Source organism: Candidatus Saccharimonadales bacterium (genome assembly GCA_040903985.1).
In the GTDB taxonomy this organism is placed as follows: Bacteria; Patescibacteriota; Saccharimonadia; order QS-5-54-17; family QS-5-54-17; genus JBBDUI01.
This window is the reverse complement of the sequence record JBBDUI010000002.1, coordinates 544,556-562,051: the sequence shown is the minus strand read 5'-3', so window position 1 is coordinate 562,051 and position 17,496 is coordinate 544,556. Positions and strand designations below refer to the sequence as shown.

Here is a 17,496-nt window from a genome sequence, read left to right as displayed (position 1 = left end):
TGCCCAGGAGAGCAAACGAAACAGATCGAAATATCAGTCGGATAAAGCAGCGATACCGGGTAGTTCCTTGCCGGCCATAAGATCTAGCGCTGCCCCACCTCCGGTTGAGACATGACTAAAGCTACCGCCTGCATCAACGTCCCAGCTGAGGACGAAACCAGCCGTGTCGCCTCCCCCGATGATGCTCTGCAAGTAATCTTTGTGCTCCTTTAAAGTAGTCGCTAACAGATTTGACCCCTCCCTGAACTGACTCAACTCGGTATAACCGACCGGACCATTCCAGACGACCGTACCGGCCGCAGCTAATATTTCCTGATAATGACGGATCGTTTCTGGGCCGAGATCGAGGATATACTCATCCTCCCCTACCGCATCAGTAGTTACGATCCTGCGGCGAGCCGATTCCTCGATAGCCGGAGCAACCGCGACATCGGTCGGTATATCGATGGTGTGTTGAGCCGCCAGTAACTCGTTATGGTCCGTAAGGTCTCGACAAGCACTACAGTCGGTCTCCTCTTTCTCGAGCACCTTATGTAATAACCCCTCAATCATCTCCTCCTGTCCAGGCTCGTAGATGCTCTTACCTATCGGTAAACCAGCATAAGCTAGGAAGGTGTTTGCCATCGCACCGCCAATTAAAATCGAATCGGCACGATCGATAAAACGTTCGATAACCTGAATCTTATCTGAGATTTTTGCTCCGCCAAATATCACCACTAAGGGGCGCTTAGGACTTTCCATCGCATCGGTGATGAAGGCTACTTCTTTATCTAGCAGTAGCCCAGCCACACTAGGTAAATACTGTGCAATCGCAGCCGTTGAGGCATGAGCCCGGTGCACCACGCCAAAACCATCCTGCACGAACACTTCACCCAGTTCGGCCAGCTCCTGTGCAAATCCGACATCATTAGCCTCTTCTCCTGGCCAAAAGCGTAAGTTTTCCAGTAAAGTCACTTGGTTGGCCGCGGTATCGACGTCCGCAGGAGAATCAGCTAAAACCACCGCTCGCTTAAGTAATTGTGCCAAATGAATCGCCACAGGTCGCAAAGAGTATTTATCATTTCGCTGTCCTTCGGGACGCCCTAAGTGGCTAAGGATAACTATCCGGCACTGCTGCTTAAGTAAATACTCTATGGTCGGTAATGACTGCAGCACACGATAGTCGTCGGTAATTTTACCGTTCTCGAGCGGCACGTTGTAGTCGGCCCGTAGCAGAACAGTCTTGCCCTGGAGGTCGATGTCGTGCAAGGTTCTCATTATAACTGCCGCACCTTAATAGTGTCTGTCCCGCCAGTTACACCGGGATGTTCACCATACGTTAATACAGCTACGTCGCCTGGGACGAAGTAACCATGCTGCTTGAAATGTTCGATGGCTCTCTCGCCGGCATTACGAGGACTCTTAAAGAAGTACGACTTGCCACCGTAAACGATAGCTAACTGCTGGGCTACCCGACGGTTGTTAGTAGCCATGATGATCGGCATTTGCGGACGGTGGGCGGCAATGTTTAAGGCCGTCCGACCGGTAGCGGTCTCAGCAATGATTGCTTTGGCCTGAACCTGGTGAGCTAGGGTGATAGCGGCCGAAGCTATAGCGCTACCGCGGGTATGGTCCTCCATATTTATATAGAGCGGCTCAACCGGTGAGTTATCCTCAGCATAGAGGCTAACTCGCTTCATTAACCGAACTGCCTCGACCGGGAAATCACCGGCAGCTGTCTCGTCGCTCAACATCAAACAATCTGCGCCACAGATGACAGCTGTAGCAATATCGGATACTTCAGCTCGAGTCGGTTGCGGGGAAGAAGTCATACTGGCTAGCATTTGAGTAGCTACGATCGCTATCACTCCGTACTGTTGGGCTAGACCGATGATCTGACGTTGAACGATTGGGACTACCTCTGGACCGACCTCGATAGCCAGATCCCCCCGAGCTACCATCACGCCGTCACTAACCGCTACGATTGACTCGATATTCTCGACCGCCGCCTTAGTCTCAACCTTAGCAATTATCTTAATATCACTTTTAAGTTGCTTCAGGTGATCGCGTAAACCTTCGATATCACTAGCGCGCTGCACAAACGACATAGCGATATAGTCGATATCGTTCTCGACCGCAAAGGCGATATCGGCGTAATCTTTAGTAGTTAGGATATCGCCACCGAGATCAGTATCAGGTAGATTAATGCCTTTACGCGAAGTTAAGTGGCCACCAGCTAAAACCTTAGTGTGGATAACCTCTTTTTTCACGGCTGTTACTTCGACCTGAAGATTCCCGTCGAAGAGAAAGATGATCTCGCCCGGCTTTACCTTGCTGCTTAAATCGTACTGGACAGGAATGATGCCACTGGCGCCATAGTCTGCTTGATGAGCAAACGCCACCTCATCGCCAACCTCTAGATCGATGCCGCCGCTAGGTAGTTCTCCGATACGTATCTTCGGTCCCTGCAGATCAGCAATGATAGCGATCGGCTTACCTATCTCTTTAGCTGCATCACGGGCCCGCTTAATGTGTTGACCATGACTTTCGTGAGTACCATGTGAAAAGTTAAGTCGAACGCCGTTGACTCCGGCCTTAAGGAGCCGCTTAACAATCTCTGGCTCATCAGAAGACGGACCGAAACTAGCGATGATTTTGGTGCGTTTGAATTTTACTGCCATTTCTTACCTAGTGTAGCAAGCTATCCGCCCCAGTGTAAGCCTCAGCTTACGGTGTATAAACTCAAATGGTGACCCCGGCGGGATTTGAACCCGCGTTACCAGGATGAAAACCTGGCGTCCTAGACCGGGCTAGACGACGGGGCCTTCATTTGAGCTCGCTCCAACACTACTCATACATTGTACAAATATTTACCGATTGGGCAACAGTTTGACTAACCTACTAACTTCAGCTCATCCCACTCCGTGGTGTAGCGTGGTGAACGTAGAGCGTGTCTGGGCTGCCAGCTTTGATTCCAACCCTCGGCCGCTACTTGTAAGGCATGTGGACCCCAACGTCGGTTGATAGTATCTAGAGCGCTATCTATTTTCTCCCCCGCCTTGATCTCATCTAACGCACTGTCTAGAGCTAGCTGCCGCGCTTCTATCGGTACCAACTCATACGCCATCACACCAGCCTTCTTATAACGCAAACCCGAGCGATAAACCTGCTCGGCCAACTCACCAGCCGCGCGGACTAGCTCACTTGTGCTACTTGTCGGGATGGCTAGATTTAAACTAGCTTTCCGGTAGCCCTCATACGCACCGGTAGCGATGAAGGCAGATAACGTACGGGTGGTCATGTCCTCACGGCGCAGTTTAGCTGCCAGTGTAGCGGCATGGGAGCTGAGCGCTTCTCGTACCTCCGCTAACTCCACAATCGGACTACTGAAGGAGCGGGTGCTAACCATACTCTTAGGTCGAGCGGCTTTATGAGCCGCTGCTGCCTCCCCACGTAACTCTTGAACTGTGCGGCGCACGGATACACTGAGCTGGCTTAGAACACCTTCTGGTAGCTCGCGCAAGCCGTAGGCCGTACGGACCTGATAAGCCTGCAGCGTCCGATTGAGTTTGCGTCCGATGCCCCAGACATCCCCGACCGGTAGGTCGCGCAAATAGTCATCCACCTCCGACTCGGACAAATCAGCGAAACTTAATACCCCACTCCGACGTTTTGATAAAGTAGCCGCCGCCTTAGCCAGTGTTCGGGTGCTAGCTACTCCGACACTGACCGGGATACCAGTATCGCGCCCTACCTTGTCTCTCAGCTCCTGAGCCCACTCTAAATAACCCTGCTCACCCGCTAAAGGCAAAAAGGCCTCGTCGACCGAGTATATCTCTACTTCTGGCGTGTACTCACGCAGAGTAGCCATCACCCGGCGTGACATATCGCTATAAAGCGCGAAGTTGGACGACTTTAGTACCACCCGGTGTCGAACCAGCAGCTCCTTGTACTTAAAAGCCGGTGCGCCCATAGTCACCCCGAGATCCTTCACCTCGTTCGATCGAGCTACGATACAGCCATCGTTACTGGATAGCACCGCTACCGGACGAGACACTAGACCAGGATCGAAGACTCGCTCACAACTCACGAAAAAGTTATTACAGTCAACCAAAGCTATCATCGCAAACCTCGGATAATATAAGTAACCACACCCCATACTTCTACCGCCGGAAACTTCGTCAACCGTAACTCGCTCTCCTCAATAGCGATCACTAAGTCACCTTTAGCCGGCATCAAGCTCCGGTCGACAACCAGCGTATCTCCAGCGCGCACACCGTAGCGGTTGCTGTCGGCCTGCAATAAGAAGGTACTAGCTGGCCGCGGCAATAGCGCCCGGTTCAGATCCAGTGGATACTTCCAGTCCGCTACCGACTCGGCGACTTCGGCTAGTCCGTCTTCGCTACTGGGCATAAAAGGTAGATGGCTCATATGTTCGCTCTTTGTTTGGTATTTTAAATTTAGCACACTGCCACTGTGCTGTACAATATAGTTATGACAAAAACTCGTAAGAAACGTAGCAAATCACGGCCTCAGAATAGCCAGCCCGTCACGGTTCACCGCTACAGCGCTGAAGACGAGGATAGAAAAGACTCTCGTCGCAAGCTGAAAATTCGCGGTATTGCAGCCACGATTGCGGCTGCAATCGCCACCGTAATAGGTATGCTAATCTTTTAGCTTAAAGCGAAAGCCGAAGGTCGAGCCCTTGCCCTCCGTGCTTTCAAAGATCAGCTCCCCATCCTGAGCTTCAATAACCTGCTTGGCCATATAGAGGCCCAGTCCGGTCCCGTCGGGACGGACGTGTTGGGCATTTTCGGCTCGGAAAAACTTCGAAAATAGCCGCTTCTGCGCCTCAACGGAGACACCGATGCCGTTATCCTTAACCCGGAACTCAACTGTCTGGTCGTGCTGCTCGATGTAGATATCAACCTGCCCTTCCGGAGCGTAATAGATGGCATTATCGGTAAAGTTCATAATAACCTGGCGTAACTTGGTCTCATCCAGCCTGACCATAATCGACTTATCTGATTTATGCAGAGTAAGTTTAACGTCTCGAGCTTCGGCCTGACGGCGAAGCTGATCGATCTCGCTACTTACTACCTCCGCTAGATCGAACGTCATAGTATCGATAGTTAAGCGACCAGTGGAGATGCGCGAGACATTCAGCATGTCGGCTATTAGATGCACCATCCTCTCCGAACTGACGAAAGCCAAGTCGATAAAGTCGGTCTGCTTTTTCGTCAGCTTACCGGCATCACCTTCCAGTAGCATTGATAGATAGCCCTTAATCGTAGTTAGTGGTGTCCGCAGCTGGTGCGAAGCCATCGAGATAAACTCGTCCTTAGCCTCATCGAGTTTTATCAGCCGCTGATTAGTCTCGCGGAGCTGGGCAGTCGCCTCGTCCACTTCATTCTTCAGGGTTTCAGAAAAAGCCTGAATCTCCTCGTAACTCTTGGCATTCTGCACGGCCACGGCCAGTTCCTGGGCGAGAATCTCGAGCAAATTAATGTCCTGCTGAGTATAAATAGTGCCGGACTGCTTAGCTCCTAACAGGAGGTAGCCGACAAGATCATTCTGCGTCGTCAGCCTCACTACGGTGTAGGACTTCAAGCTACGCAAGAGCGTCTGTTCATCAGAACTATGTGCTTCATCAAGGATATTTATTTGCTGGGGAAAACGAGAGAGTGTAGCTGCTGTCGTTTCTACTTCGATACCATCACCTGTATGGGCCGTAGCATATATCTCATTATTATCGACCACTATTAAACGACCGGACTCAACCCGGAGAGCAGAAACGATAATCTGTAGTGTATCATCGAGCAGCTCGAAGCTATTACCTTTGGTTACAAAGACTTTACCGAGACGATTCAGTACATCTTCGGAACTGTAACGATTACGATAGAATATTCGATCAGAAACCCGATCGAATAAACGTTTAATCGGCTGGAAAGTTAGAGCGAGAAATACGGCAGCAAGTGTATAGAAAACTTGCTGGAGTCCGGTAGCATTTGAGGAAGGAAACAGCCGTTCTGCCACCCCAAACACGACAAAGCCATACAGTAAGCCCATAGTGATTATCACTAATGAATAAGCTACGGAACGAGCTACTACGAGGCGAATATCGAACATCCGATGACGCACTATGGTATAGGCGATAATTGAGGAGAAAATCAAAACATATACTGCGCTCAACCGGATGAAGAGGGTGGTTTGAAGCACCAAGGTCACCACTAGGTTAGTAACCGGTACGATAGTCCAGAGTAAAGCAACGCCCAAGATAATAAACGCTAATTGAGCTCGAGCCGAGCCGACAGAACGACGGCGACGCTTAACTAGCTGTGCCATACCAATTATTACCGAGCTTACAGCGTGGATTAAAAATATTAATATTCCCGGTCCAGCCTCAGGATATGGTGTACCGTTCACTAAAGTCGTGTCGATAAAAACCAGAGGAGTTAATGTTAAGGCAACAGTAATGAGAGAGAATGCTAGGTAAATATAGAGTCGCCACCCCATTCGTCTAACTCTAGCTATCGGATAGAAGTAGCAGAATAAAGTCAGGAAAGTATTTTGCACTACCACTAAAGCCATCACTGAGCGCATGGCATAAAGCAAGGCATCTCCGACTAGTATGGTAGAGAGGTAGTTAGCGAATGCCCATGCCGCCAGGGAAAACGCCGCGCAAGCAAACAAGACGTGACTACCGTCCTTGTCTTTTTTCGACAATACAAAGGCTACAATCAGACATTGGACGAGTACAGCGGCAATTACGATAGACAGTATCATGATATAAACGCTACCTTTTTGTAACTATACTACCACAGGCAGGCTAAGAGACGACCGGTATATCCTCCAACATTGCCCGATACATAGCCAGATCTCTTCGATACTCTTTGGTATGAATCTCACTATTCATGAGCTTATCGAAGTCCACCATCACCCTCTGGGTCGGTAAATTGCGATCTAGAATAATCTGACGAGTCGCAAAGGCTGCCGCCGTACCGCCAGTAGCAGCAGCATTACCCAGCTGGGGCCAACTAGGTAACGTCTTGCCCACCTCTTGCAGTGATTGAAACATTCTAAGAGGGATGTTCTCCACCCCAACAAAATACTTCCCAATTACTAGACCCAGTTTCTCTCGCGGAAACTCACCACTTATAACTGAGTCGATGATTTCCGCTGGGATACGGCCGTTAAAAGGTTCAATACTCTCCAGATCATAACGTTCGATATCGAGCAAGGCATTATCGCCATCATCCGTAGCCATAACGATCGGCAAACCTTCTTTTTGCGCTACCTTACGAAGTTGAATTTTTATCGGTAAGTTATCGACTTCGTCGATAATGACATCGGGTCGGTGATTAGTAACAACCGTTTCGAGATTTTCAGCTGTTAACCCAGCAGGTAAATGTACCTGCTCGATATAAGGATCAATCATGCTGATGCGCTTAGCCACATAGTCTAGTTTTTTCACACCTACCTGGGTAAAATCGGCCCGAATACGATTTAGGTTTGAGGGCTCGATGGTATCCATGTCCGCGATAATCAATTTGCCGCCAATACCAGACGAGAGCAGCGCCTCAACTACATTACTGCCAACACTCAGGCCGAAAACGGCTACGGTGGCCTCATAAAGTCGCTCCTGTTCGCTGCTCGTAATCAAATTACGATTACGAGAAGTACGGATACGGCGAAGATCTTCCCGCTCCGGATAGCGAACTAGTGCCCGCGACCAAGGGAAAAAGAACCACTCGCCGTACTCCATCCCTTGAGCGGTAATATTCGCGATAAAGTCAGCGTATGTATTTGGATCTTTGCTGTCTTTTTGTTCTGGGTGCGCTAGATCATACAGGTCCTCAGCAATGAGCTGCACCTGATCATGTATATCCACGGTATCACCTGAAGTGATTAGTGCTTGTAGCCGAGTTTTATCCTTCTTATTCTCTAGATTAAACCGGTCGGGTTGACTCCATTTCGATCGCTTCAGTGTCTGAGATATCTGTTCTCCTGCATGGCTAAATGTAAACGCTTTATCACTCATCGATCTTTTATTACCCCTGCAATATTATGTATATTATACTGTATTTTCATATAAATTTCAATACTACGGTTTCGGCTCACGCTTAATCCATTGCTGTTTCGTACCAGACTTAAAGTAAGTGTCATGCTCGTAGTTCCATAACTTAACATGCGGTCGTACATCTGATTTGTAGTGTTTATGGGTCTCCCGATACTCAGAGCTTTCTTCTAGTAGTTGCCTAACAAGTACTTGTTCCAGTGCTCGTCTCAACGCTGTACTAGGACTACGCTCAGCCATGAGTTCGATATGAATAGTTAGCTGCTGACGGCCCTCCTCACTATAGGCCACCTCCATAGTGAACTTTCCTGTAATATCTGACTCAAAAACCTCACTCTGCAGGGCTCGTCTGATAGTCTCTGGATAGATCTGAAAACCGAAGAAACTGACAGAAAAATCGCTCCGCTCATAAACGTACACAAATGGCAGATTCCAGATCGAGTCGGCCGCACCGCTAGTTTGAAGCACCTGCTCAACGCCGAGATCGTAACGCCGAGAGAGGTCGTCAATCTCAGTCAGAGTAAGCAACCCGCCATGATCTTTGAGGTCGTAACGTACTAAAGGTATACCACTATTGGCTGAGCAATAGAGATTGCCGCCCGCTGTTTCAAAATAGAATAGCTCAGGAAGGTACTGAGCCAAAGTCGGGAGCTTAGTAATATCGCCGAAGATATCGTTATAGAGTGTCGAGTTTTCAACAGCACGTCGGCGCATGAGAATCGAGATTGGGGTCTCGTGCGCCATCGTACCTAAATCGACCGTTCCATAGTGATTCAGGCTACCGGTCAAGATATCTATACCGGTTTTTTTAGCAATATAATCGCGAAATGTCTCAGAGATTACCTCGGCGGAAAGGATAAAACCGAGATTATATCGCTTCCAATCTATACCAGCTCGAACACCATCATCAAGAATATCTTTGAGAAATGGGCCATATGAACCGATAATAATTTGATCGAAATCATCAGCTAGGTTTTTAATGGCATTGATTATCTCACCCTTATGAACGCCCGGAGTAATGATGCTCAACTCATAGCCTCTACTCGCCACTATCTGAAGCGCTTGATAGGTAAAGACCCCGCCAATCCATGCACCCATTGGAAAAGCTACGATGTAGAGTGTACTTTTATCCTGCAGCTTAAAGTTCTCGCGCAAATAAAGCTCGGCCATATCAGCATATTGTTTATCCTGCGCATACTGTCGCGGAAAATAGAACGGCTGGCCAGTCGAACCTGATGTCGAGGATATAACCCAGTTCTCTTCCTTAAACCTACCGTCCCAACACAACAGAGCGCGATCATACTGCCGCAGATAGTTATCCTTATCAACTGGAGTTACTTCTGATAGATCCGCCGCCTGTTTCACTTTCCGCGGATCAATATTATTCTTAGCTAAGAAATCTTTATAAGCTGGAACCCGCTTTGCCATTGCCTGGAAAAGCTCTAATGCCATCCTCTCCCCCCTGCGCATCCAGTAGGCTTCTGGCTTAGTTTTAAGTCGACGCTGGAGTTTTGGTACATCGATATCGATGCCTGAGTTTTGGGACGAAAACATATTTATTTATTAAATTTTCATTATGGCAAAATTATGATCTATTACTACCGATGATACCAAAAATACCATCTAACGTCGACAGCTACTAACCCCTAACTGAATACCATTAATAATTGATGATATAATCAGTAACAGCTTTAAGTAAGGATAAGCATCGATGGCAAAAACTAAAATAGCACTTATCGAAGATGACTTAGCTATAGTCCAAATGTATCGTATGAAGTTCGAAGCCGAAGGCTTCGATGTTGCCTATGCCGGTGATGGCGAACAGGGGCTCGAGATGGTACGCGAGTTCAAGCCAGATATAGTACTCCTCGATCTCATGATGCCGGTGATGGATGGGGCTGAGATGTTAGCTAAAATGCGCGCTGAGTCCTGGGGCAAGGATGTCAAGGTGATCATCCTAACCAACATGGGTGAAGCCGAAGCACCGAAAGCCATCCGGGAGCTCGGTGTCGATTCTTTCATCGTCAAGGCCGACCTCACCCCTAAGCAGGTGGCGGAGCGGGTTAGCCGCGCCCTTGCCGCTTAAACGCCTCAATCACGTTTGCAAACAGTGCCGCCACCGTCAACGGTCCCACTCCACCCGGAACAGGACTGATTTTTAAGTCGCTACGCTCATACAACGATGAGTCGACATCGCCCACCAAACTACCGTCCTCACTACTAGTGCCGGCATCGATGATAACCTGTCCACTGTGGACCATATCAGGTGTAATCAGCCCGGGCCGCCCGGTAGCGGTAATGACAACATCACATTCCCTCATCAGCTCAGCCACATCTCCTGTTTCTTTATCAGCAATTAAGGGTTCATGACCTGATGCCTTTAGTATGCGTACTAGAGGTGCTCCTACCAGTCGACCGTGACCAATCACGCCGATAGTTTTACTATCTAGCTCGACATTACCCTCACTCAATAGCCATAGAATCGCCGTCGGAGTGGCCGGATCAAACGCACTTTCTGCACCGAGTCCATCAACATCTTTTACCGAGTCTATCCGGTTCAACACTTCTCCGGTATCAATACTCTCAGGGAGCGGTAGCTGCACGATGATACCGTGAATGCTATCCGTGCCGTTTAAGCGTTGAATCGTATCCACAAGGTTGCTGGTATCCGTATCGTATCGCTCTACTTCAACGCCGATATCTTGGCCATAAGCTTGCTTCAACCGCACGTAAGTATCACTCACTACCATAGTACCCGCCTGAACGATAGCGAGCTTAGGCTTGATACCGGTATGCTGCAGGCTACGCACGGCTTGAACCTGCTGAGCTTTAATATAATCCGCTAGTTCAGAACTTTTGAGTAACATGCTCTTACTGTATCAGACTATCCACCTCTCGCCGCAGGGCATTTGAACTGCACAGGAAGTCAACAGCTTTTTGAGTATTAAACCGATGCCCGCTCCTAGTCTCATCCATAACACCACTTTGGGCATCCCAGCTGATAGAAGCTGGTTGTGTATTATCTAGACTTGCGTACCGTCTAAGTAGTGGTAGTAATAGATCATGTACGCTACCTGCGTGCAAACCACCCGCCACACCGACACTGATACCTTTCCGAGCAAATGCATCGATATAGGGGATAAGGACATCTACGTCTAGCTCTTTACCGCAGCCGCCGGACCCATCCAGCCATACACCATCGATCACCCCATGTTTTGTTACTTCCTCGACCAGCAATTCAGGACCGGCCGCATAGAAACGGTCGGGTTGGTGTCGATACTTGCGTAACATATAGTTATCAATCTGCACGATAACATCTAACTTCGGCCGAGCAGCCTTCAGGAATTCAAGATTTCCGTAATGCTCAGGTTGCAAGCCGTTGACCTGCACAGCCGCAATCGTCTCATGTCGGTGCAGTGCAGCCACTAACTGTTGTCCCGCTTGATCGGGTCGGTCAGTGTTGTAATGAATGATTAGTGGCACCGCTGGCACTCCGTATTCATGCTGAGCCGCTACAATTTCATCGACCTCATCAAATAATGGGTACGTGAGGCCATGACGATTAGATATGTTCTCTAGTCCTGTCTTCTCGCTCATCAGTATCCCGACTGCAATCTCACCTAAACGTCGGTCGACATCGGCATGTGCAATTTCGAGGTATTGACCCCGATTCTCAACTCCTACGGTGGCGGTAAATGGTTGCCTCATACCTACCACTATGCCGATTGCTCACGAAAAAAACTAGTCAATTTATGTTGACCTGCGTTACTGCGAACAACTTGAATCGTTGCTACACTTAAGTAGAGAAGGAGTCAGACGTGAAGCAATTGCCAGATCGCATTATTCTCGCACCCGAAGATCACTACACCCTAACAGCGAAAGAGTTTGGCATGGAGGGGCTGATAGCCATCGAATCAGTCGGGCCCTTCACCCACATACAATACGTCGGACCCATCATCACTGTTCACGACTCAGTTATCTATGCCGGCCAGGGCATCGGCCACCACCCGCACCGTTACAACGAACGGTTATTTTATTCCGAGAAAGGCACTTTCGACCACGATGACGCCTTGAATGGCATTAAGGGTCATATACCCGAAGGCGCCATGGCTCGCTTTACCGAAGGTCAGCGCGGCATGATTCATAAAGAGTGGAATAACGGTGATGTCGATAGCGAACTATTCATCCTCGTCGCTACCACCGATCCAGTTCCAGAAGATACTAGCTTCGAAGTGCTTGAGCAAAAAGATATGCCTATTACTAAAGAGGCACCTGGGGTTAGTACGCGACATATGGTCGGTGGCGACGCCCCTCTTCCTATTCACTGCGATATCCGTAGCTTCAACGATACAAGCTTTGACGCAAACACGACGCTAAATTGGACTATACCGGCCGGCGAGGGTGGTCTACTCTCAGTTAGAGAGGGCGTGATAACACTCGATGATGAGAAGCTAGTACGTAAATCGACAGCTATATTCCCACCGCTCGATGTGGAGAGGACTATCAAGCTCATAGCTCCAGACACTGCTCGTATCATTCGAACTACGTTTGGAGCTGGCTTAGGATTGTTAACCCGCTAGTTGCTTGAACTGCGCACTCTAGGCATGCGATCTTGTCGTAATGCACCGATGATCATAAATAAGAATCCAGCTGCGGCGACCACATACATTCCGATGATAAAAGGATCTTCCGTACTATAACTGACAGACTGCCTAACAATATCAGCTCCAAATAGATTTCGAATATCGACAACCAGACTCCCAACCAGCAAATACACCAGCGGGTTAGCCAAAATGAACATTGCTAGTCCGATTCTCGAAATCTTATTACTAAAGCTAAATCTTTTCATGCGATTAGTATAGCATTAGAGATTCCACCTCCATACAAATACCCCGGCTTTTGTGTCGGGGTATTTGTATGGAGGGCCATCCGGGACTCGAACCCGGGACACTCTGCTTAAGAGGCAGATGCTCTAACCAACTGAGCTAATGGCCCGTGTAACCCGCTACTATCTTACAGAGGTAGAATATAATTGTAAAACAGTTAAGCTAACCACTCCGCAATAGCGAATTATATGGTGCACCCGGTAGGATTCGAACCTACGACACCTGGTTCCGAAGACCAGTGCTCTAATCCACTGAGCTACGGGTGCACGAATACAGAGGCAATTATATCAGATTAGCCCGAAGCGAGCCCACGCTACATAGGGACATTACCCTACTCTACAGTGAGCGTGCCGCGATGTGTCTCCCTAAAATGATTATGAAAACCCCACCGGCCGATTTCTTCAACTGTGATAGTCACTGATTCGCCTGGCTGAATAGCTCTAGCATTCAACTCCCTATTATCAGTATGAGCAGGATGCGGATCAGAGCTAAACTGCAAGCTAATAGATGACTCGTTACGTATCAGAAGCTCTGTTCCTGTCGATGCACTGAGCTGAGCGGGCGAGAAGCCCTCATTCCTATAGACAATTGGCGCTACAGCTCCCTCCTCTGGCTCCGCCGCTGCATCGGCCGCTCCTTCAGTGGGCTGAGTGGTCTCTTCGCTACTGCGGTTCTCTTGAGTTTCAGTCTCAACTGACTCCCGGGATACGATATACCAACCTGTCCCTATAACTGCGATTAATATGATAAGTCCGATAACTATAAATGAACGATTAGCTCTCATCCTTGCCTCCTTTGCCTATTATGTGTCAAATCATCTGTCTTGTCATTCCGGGTACTCTCCCGTTTCTCTTTTACGAGTCCCCTGTATCGATACCCCAGTGCTGCGATAAGCGTTATGGCATACATTATCCATACCATTCGATACCAGCCACTTTGAAGATGCCGACCGAGCTGCCAGCCATGGTATAAGACCGCTAGCATCGCACCATCAGACAAATACTGTATCCACCTCCACCAGCCGATAGTCTGAAATATACGTCGCAGCTCATAAAGTAAGAAAGCCGCTAGGCTGAGTGTTCCGAGAATGACCACCCCCCGCAAAGTCGGCGCAACGTAGCTCTCTAGCACACTACCTGGGGGTAAACCGAAACCATCCCGCCATAGCTGCCACACAAGTAGTCCCGGATGGAGTAGTAGAGCTATAAGTGCTAGCCAGCTGGTAATTTCGAAATAGGTCTTAAGTACCTCCGTCTCTGCTCGCATAATCTGGCGTACAGCGCTCATAATATAGTGCGCCCACATGATACTAAAAGCGAGAATGCCGAGCAGAGGGAAAAGGGTATATGAATTGATGCTTGCTAGTCCATTGTTCAGCCCCTGCCACCACACTATCAGTGCCAATAGACATGCTCCACTAGTCACGCTCCAAGCCATAAGTGGCAGTTTACTGAGGCTGATACTCATGGGCTAAGTATACACGGACAAGAGGCATTGCACCTTGGGTAGAATAAGGCACCTAGGCTAGGATTACGACCAAAAATGTACAATAATCCAGCCGATGGCATCTGCCGTACTATCAGATCCGCGGCGCAGCAGCCACCAGCCGAAGATAGCTACCATTAAGCTACCTACGATACCTGTCGTCTTAACCCCACCTGCAAAATTATTAACTAAAAGAAAAACAACCACCCCCGCGATACCTAGAATGAAAAGTAAAGCTCCGAAAGCAATATAGAGTGATTCCTTTAATGTCTTCATGTTGCCATAATAACATGAGAAGAGATGGTTATATAATTAAGAGCACCTGGCTATCCACCCGAACGAAACGTTACCCACGCACCTTTTCTTGACGCTACGCAACCTAGTTATAGCCTGCTCCGCTCAGGAAAAGAGCGGGGCAGGCTGTTAACCAGCTAAAACGATACTGTTTTAGCTGGAAAAGGAAGACAAACCGGAAGCTGAAAGTAAAACAGCTTCCGCTGTTTTAGAGGAAGCTGTAGGTTTAGTCTGACGTGGTGCCCCCGACAGGATTCGAACCTATGGCCTTCAGTTCCGGAAACTGACGCTCTATCCAGCTGAGCTACGGGGGCATACAGGCACTACCTACTCTACCAGCAAAGCAAATGAGCATAAAGCCAGATAGCTTGGTACAATCAAGACTATGCAGGCACTCAAAATTACCGGCGGTAAACCACTCCATGGAGAGGTCACGATCAGTGGTGCTAAAAATGCTGCTACTAAAATGATGATTGCGGCTCTCCTGACTGACGAGCCGGTTGTTCTCTATAACATTCCTAAAATCTCGGAAATCGACATCACAACTGACATCATCAAGGCAACTGGCGCTAGCGTTGAGCGCGAGGATCACACCATCCGTATCCATGCCGAGAGTCTTACCGGTGCGGGCGTGAAGCAGCTGTCGCGCAAAAACCGCATCTCGATTCTCGCCCTCAGCCCTCTGCTCCACCGACTCGGTGAAGCCGAAGTACCTGTCGTAGATGGCGACCACATCGGCCCTCGACCGGTGAATTTTCACATCCAAGCCCTAGAACAAATGGGGGCTCAGATATCAGCCGATGCCACCGGCTATCATGCCCGGGCTTCTCGCCTGCAAGGCACCACTATCCGCTTGCCCTATCCCAGTGTTGGAGCTACTGAGAACATCCTACTAGCAGCCGTACTAGCCGAAGGGCGCACCAGCATCTACAACGCTGCGACCGAGCCAGAGATATTAGATCTGATTAAGCTCCTCCAGCAAATGGGGGCTATCATCGAGTTTCGTGCTAACCGTGTCATCATCATCGACGGGGTAGAGCGTTTACATGGCGCATCCTACCGCGTCATGCCCGATCGGCTCGAAGCCGCCTCCTACGCCGCAGCCGCCATCGCTACGAACGGCAAAATCACCGTAAAAGGAGCCTATCAGGGCGATCTCAGCACTTTCCTCAACACTATTCGCAGAATCGGTGGGGACTACCAGGTAAATGACAGCGACATCACTTTTAAGCGCGGGCCGGAGGGTCTACGCGGGGCCGAGCTAGAGACCGATACCTGGCCCGGCTTCAGTACTGACTGGCAGCAGCCGCTCATCGTAGTCCTTACTCAAGCTGACGGACTCTCCGTAGTACACGAAACGGTCTATGAAGATCGCTTCGGCTATACCGAGGTACTAAATCAAATGGGGGCAAATATCGCCGTCTTCACTAAATGCTTAGGCGAGCTAGAATGCCGTTTCAAAGGTGAATCGCATAAACACAGCGCTATTATCCAAGGACCGAGCCGCTTACGTGGAGCTAAAATCGAGATTCCCGACATTCGTGCTGGCATGGCTCACGTAATAGCCGCGCTGGTCGCAGACGGCACCTCGACCTTGACGGGTGTAGAGCACCTACTGCGTGGTTACGACCAGTTCTTAGACAAACTTGAGAGTATCGGCGCTAAGTTCAAAACTAACTAGCCGCGCCGCAGTATGCTTTTGGCTTGACGCAACAACGGAGCTAGGCGTGGCAGGACTGACTCCCCCAAGGCATACATCACTGGATGCAGCGGCAAATCATATGTACCAACATACTCTACCTGCTCTTGAGCAAACTTAGTTTTAAATGAGCCTACTCCATCGTTGATGTGACCATTCAAATCATAATATTCGACGCCCGCTTGCTTGTAGTAGCGAATGACCTCCCATTGCAACAGATAGTTAGCCAGCTGCTTCCGACCCAGTTCATTTGAGCCACCGTAGAGGTATACAGCCACATTGTTAACGTGAGCCGTCCAGGCAAACCCGGCCGGTTTGCCTTCGTGATACGCCAACCAAACCTTAGTATGCTCACCGAGATAGGTAAAAACTTTTTTATAGTAATCGAAACTGTAGAGATTAAAACCGGCGCGATCCGAAGTGCTTTGATACACCTCCCACATCACCGCTATTTCTTCGACCGACTTAACCTCCCTGATCTCAACACCGTTACGAGTAGCGCGGCGAATCGAATAGCGAGCATCCTTATGAAAGGAGTTTAAAATCTCTTCCTCTGAACTGGACTTAAGCTGGATCACCGATGTCTTAGGGTGCAGAATCTGGCGCTTTGCAACTCGCCAACCGACAGGTAGATCGAGCTGCTGTAGAGCCGGTTCGATCTTAAGTAGCGTCGCCCCGTGCGCTCGAGCAATCTCACCTAAGCTATTCAGTAAGTCGGACTCTGAGACCGATTTATCGGTAGCAAATAGTGGACCGCGGGGGATGTAGGCAATGGTATAGCCGATGACCGGCGCCTTCAGGAGCAAAATCTGAGCTCCAGCCACGATAGAGCCGCCATTTACTACCCCCACCCGGACACTCTCCCAACCATTACGCTGCTTTAACTTGGCCCAGGCCGAAAGCTGCTGGGGGTGACCGAAGGGACTACTATCGACGAACTTATCCCACTCTTTAGTGCTCTTGATAACCGTTAATTCAGGCTGATTCATGATCTAAACTATACAGGCCTAAGGTAATAATGAGCAATTAGCACCACTACATTCAAAACGTCTGAGTAGATCCCAAGAAAAATGCCC

General features: G+C 49.2%; 18 protein-coding genes and 4 tRNA genes. 4 read left to right on the top strand and 18 right to left on the bottom strand.

What is annotated here, in order from left to right:
• Positions 1 to 33 precede the first annotated feature (33 nt).
• The 5 genes from WD467_03070 to WD467_03050 all read right to left on the bottom strand — a co-directional run bounded on the left by WD467_03070 (position 34) and on the right by WD467_03050 (position 4,410).
• Positions 34 to 1,257: a phosphoglycerate kinase gene (locus WD467_03070; protein ID MEX2452861.1), complete on the bottom strand. Its 1,224-nt coding sequence runs from the start codon at positions 1,255 to 1,257 to the stop codon at positions 34 to 36.
• Positions 1,257 to 2,660, bottom strand: a complete 1,404-nt coding sequence (gene pyk, locus WD467_03065) for a pyruvate kinase (protein MEX2452860.1) — start codon at positions 2,658 to 2,660, stop codon at positions 1,257 to 1,259. Before pyk ends, WD467_03070 begins: the two co-directional genes overlap by 1 nt.
• Positions 2,661 to 2,726: 66 nt before the next feature.
• Positions 2,727 to 2,804: transfer RNA gene (locus WD467_03060), tRNA-Glu, on the bottom strand.
• A 68-nt stretch (positions 2,805 to 2,872) separates the two neighbouring features.
• Positions 2,873 to 4,102, bottom strand: coding sequence for a Y-family DNA polymerase (locus tag WD467_03055; GenBank protein ID MEX2452859.1), 1,230 nt, complete (start codon positions 4,100 to 4,102; stop codon positions 2,873 to 2,875).
• Positions 4,099 to 4,410: a hypothetical protein gene (locus WD467_03050; protein ID MEX2452858.1), complete on the bottom strand. Its 312-nt coding sequence runs from the start codon at positions 4,408 to 4,410 to the stop codon at positions 4,099 to 4,101. Before WD467_03050 ends, WD467_03055 begins: the two co-directional genes overlap by 4 nt.
• Positions 4,411 to 4,473: 63 nt before the next feature.
• Here WD467_03050 and WD467_03045 point away from each other — a divergent pair, with 63 nt between their 5' ends.
• The gene (locus WD467_03045; GenBank protein MEX2452857.1) at positions 4,474 to 4,656 is read left to right on the top strand and encodes a hypothetical protein; all 183 of its coding nucleotides are present in this window, start codon (positions 4,474 to 4,476) and stop codon (positions 4,654 to 4,656) included.
• Here WD467_03045 and WD467_03040 read toward each other — a convergent pair.
• The 3 genes from WD467_03040 to WD467_03030 form a co-directional block, all read right to left on the bottom strand.
• Entirely contained in the window at positions 4,645 to 6,765 is a 2,121-nt protein-coding gene (locus WD467_03040; GenBank protein MEX2452856.1) for an ATP-binding protein, read from the bottom strand. The two genes, WD467_03045 and WD467_03040, sit on opposite strands and share 12 nt — an antisense overlap.
• A gap of 43 nt (positions 6,766 to 6,808) precedes the next feature.
• The gene (locus WD467_03035) at positions 6,809 to 8,020 is read right to left on the bottom strand and encodes a ThiF family adenylyltransferase (GenBank protein MEX2452855.1); all 1,212 of its coding nucleotides are present in this window, start codon (positions 8,018 to 8,020) and stop codon (positions 6,809 to 6,811) included.
• A 63-nt stretch (positions 8,021 to 8,083) separates the two neighbouring features.
• Positions 8,084 to 9,610, bottom strand: coding sequence for a hypothetical protein (locus WD467_03030; protein ID MEX2452854.1), 1,527 nt, complete (start codon positions 9,608 to 9,610; stop codon positions 8,084 to 8,086).
• 157 nt (positions 9,611 to 9,767) lie between these two features.
• Here WD467_03030 and WD467_03025 point away from each other — a divergent pair, with 157 nt between their 5' ends.
• Positions 9,768 to 10,142, top strand: coding sequence for a response regulator (locus WD467_03025; protein ID MEX2452853.1), 375 nt, complete (start codon positions 9,768 to 9,770; stop codon positions 10,140 to 10,142).
• On the opposite strand, the gene WD467_03020 is transcribed toward WD467_03025, so the two are convergent.
• Positions 10,120 to 10,923, bottom strand: a complete 804-nt coding sequence (locus WD467_03020) for a bifunctional 5,10-methylenetetrahydrofolate dehydrogenase/5,10-methenyltetrahydrofolate cyclohydrolase (GenBank protein ID MEX2452852.1) — start codon at positions 10,921 to 10,923, stop codon at positions 10,120 to 10,122. The genes WD467_03025 and WD467_03020 overlap by 23 nt on opposite strands.
• 4 nt (positions 10,924 to 10,927) lie before the next feature.
• Positions 10,928 to 11,764 (bottom strand): hypothetical protein, encoded by an 837-nt coding sequence (locus tag WD467_03015; GenBank protein ID MEX2452851.1) that lies wholly within the window; start codon positions 11,762 to 11,764, stop codon positions 10,928 to 10,930.
• Between the two features lie 110 nt (positions 11,765 to 11,874).
• Here WD467_03015 and WD467_03010 point away from each other — a divergent pair, with 110 nt between their 5' ends.
• Positions 11,875 to 12,636 carry a pirin family protein gene (locus WD467_03010; GenBank protein MEX2452850.1) on the top strand — a complete coding sequence of 254 codons (762 nt, stop codon included), beginning with the start codon at positions 11,875 to 11,877 and terminating at the stop codon, positions 12,634 to 12,636.
• On the opposite strand, the gene WD467_03005 is transcribed toward WD467_03010, so the two are convergent.
• The 7 genes from WD467_03005 to WD467_02975 all read right to left on the bottom strand — a co-directional run bounded on the left by WD467_03005 (position 12,633) and on the right by WD467_02975 (position 15,035).
• A complete protein-coding gene (locus tag WD467_03005; GenBank protein ID MEX2452849.1) occupies positions 12,633 to 12,905 on the bottom strand; it encodes a hypothetical protein in 273 nt (90 codons plus the stop codon). The genes WD467_03010 and WD467_03005 overlap by 4 nt on opposite strands.
• Before the next feature lie 69 nt (positions 12,906 to 12,974).
• Positions 12,975 to 13,051, bottom strand: a tRNA-Lys gene (locus WD467_03000).
• A gap of 80 nt (positions 13,052 to 13,131) precedes the next feature.
• Positions 13,132 to 13,208: transfer RNA gene (locus tag WD467_02995), tRNA-Arg, on the bottom strand.
• A 65-nt stretch (positions 13,209 to 13,273) separates the two neighbouring features.
• The gene (locus tag WD467_02990; GenBank protein ID MEX2452848.1) at positions 13,274 to 13,726 is read right to left on the bottom strand and encodes a cupredoxin domain-containing protein; all 453 of its coding nucleotides are present in this window, start codon (positions 13,724 to 13,726) and stop codon (positions 13,274 to 13,276) included.
• Entirely contained in the window at positions 13,723 to 14,409 is a 687-nt protein-coding gene (locus WD467_02985; protein MEX2452847.1) for a hypothetical protein, read from the bottom strand. The genes WD467_02990 and WD467_02985 overlap by 4 nt, the downstream gene beginning before the upstream one ends.
• A gap of 63 nt (positions 14,410 to 14,472) precedes the next feature.
• Positions 14,473 to 14,703 (bottom strand): hypothetical protein, encoded by a 231-nt coding sequence (locus WD467_02980; GenBank protein MEX2452846.1) that lies wholly within the window; start codon positions 14,701 to 14,703, stop codon positions 14,473 to 14,475.
• A 255-nt stretch (positions 14,704 to 14,958) separates the two neighbouring features.
• Positions 14,959 to 15,035 (bottom strand) — tRNA-Arg (locus WD467_02975).
• Positions 15,036 to 15,106: 71 nt separating this feature from the next.
• Between WD467_02975 and murA the strand changes: the two genes are divergently transcribed.
• Complete coding sequence (gene murA, locus WD467_02970) at positions 15,107 to 16,402, top strand: UDP-N-acetylglucosamine 1-carboxyvinyltransferase (GenBank protein ID MEX2452845.1); 1,296 nt, start codon at positions 15,107 to 15,109, stop codon at positions 16,400 to 16,402.
• Here murA and WD467_02965 read toward each other — a convergent pair.
• Positions 16,399 to 17,409: a peptidoglycan bridge formation glycyltransferase FemA/FemB family protein gene (locus WD467_02965; protein MEX2452844.1), complete on the bottom strand. Its 1,011-nt coding sequence runs from the start codon at positions 17,407 to 17,409 to the stop codon at positions 16,399 to 16,401. The genes murA and WD467_02965 overlap by 4 nt on opposite strands.
• Positions 17,410 to 17,496 lie beyond the last annotated feature (87 nt).

Coding starts and splice junctions, on each gene's coding strand:
- WD467_03015 (MEX2452851.1), bottom strand. CDS start 11,764: ATGAGGCAACCATTTACCGCCACCGTAGGAGTTGAGAATCGGGGTCAA.
- WD467_03030 (MEX2452854.1), bottom strand. CDS start 9,610: ATGTTTTCGTCCCAAAACTCAGGCATCGATATCGATGTACCAAAACTC.
- WD467_02980 (MEX2452846.1), bottom strand. CDS start 14,703: ATGAAGACATTAAAGGAATCACTCTATATTGCTTTCGGAGCTTTACTT.
- WD467_03050 (MEX2452858.1), bottom strand. CDS start 4,410: ATGAGCCATCTACCTTTTATGCCCAGTAGCGAAGACGGACTAGCCGAA.
- WD467_03045 (MEX2452857.1), top strand. CDS start 4,474: ATGACAAAAACTCGTAAGAAACGTAGCAAATCACGGCCTCAGAATAGC.
- WD467_03020 (MEX2452852.1), bottom strand. CDS start 10,923: ATGTTACTCAAAAGTTCTGAACTAGCGGATTATATTAAAGCTCAGCAG.
- WD467_03040 (MEX2452856.1), bottom strand. CDS start 6,765: ATGATACTGTCTATCGTAATTGCCGCTGTACTCGTCCAATGTCTGATT.
- WD467_02965 (MEX2452844.1), bottom strand. CDS start 17,409: ATGAATCAGCCTGAATTAACGGTTATCAAGAGCACTAAAGAGTGGGAT.
- WD467_02990 (MEX2452848.1), bottom strand. CDS start 13,726: ATGAGAGCTAATCGTTCATTTATAGTTATCGGACTTATCATATTAATC.
- pyk (MEX2452860.1), bottom strand. CDS start 2,660: ATGGCAGTAAAATTCAAACGCACCAAAATCATCGCTAGTTTCGGTCCG.
- WD467_03005 (MEX2452849.1), bottom strand. CDS start 12,905: ATGAAAAGATTTAGCTTTAGTAATAAGATTTCGAGAATCGGACTAGCA.
- WD467_03055 (MEX2452859.1), bottom strand. CDS start 4,102: ATGATAGCTTTGGTTGACTGTAATAACTTTTTCGTGAGTTGTGAGCGA.
- WD467_03025 (MEX2452853.1), top strand. CDS start 9,768: ATGGCAAAAACTAAAATAGCACTTATCGAAGATGACTTAGCTATAGTC.
- WD467_02985 (MEX2452847.1), bottom strand. CDS start 14,409: ATGAGTATCAGCCTCAGTAAACTGCCACTTATGGCTTGGAGCGTGACT.
- WD467_03035 (MEX2452855.1), bottom strand. CDS start 8,020: ATGAGTGATAAAGCGTTTACATTTAGCCATGCAGGAGAACAGATATCT.
- WD467_03070 (MEX2452861.1), bottom strand. CDS start 1,257: ATGAGAACCTTGCACGACATCGACCTCCAGGGCAAGACTGTTCTGCTA.
- murA (MEX2452845.1), top strand. CDS start 15,107: ATGCAGGCACTCAAAATTACCGGCGGTAAACCACTCCATGGAGAGGTC.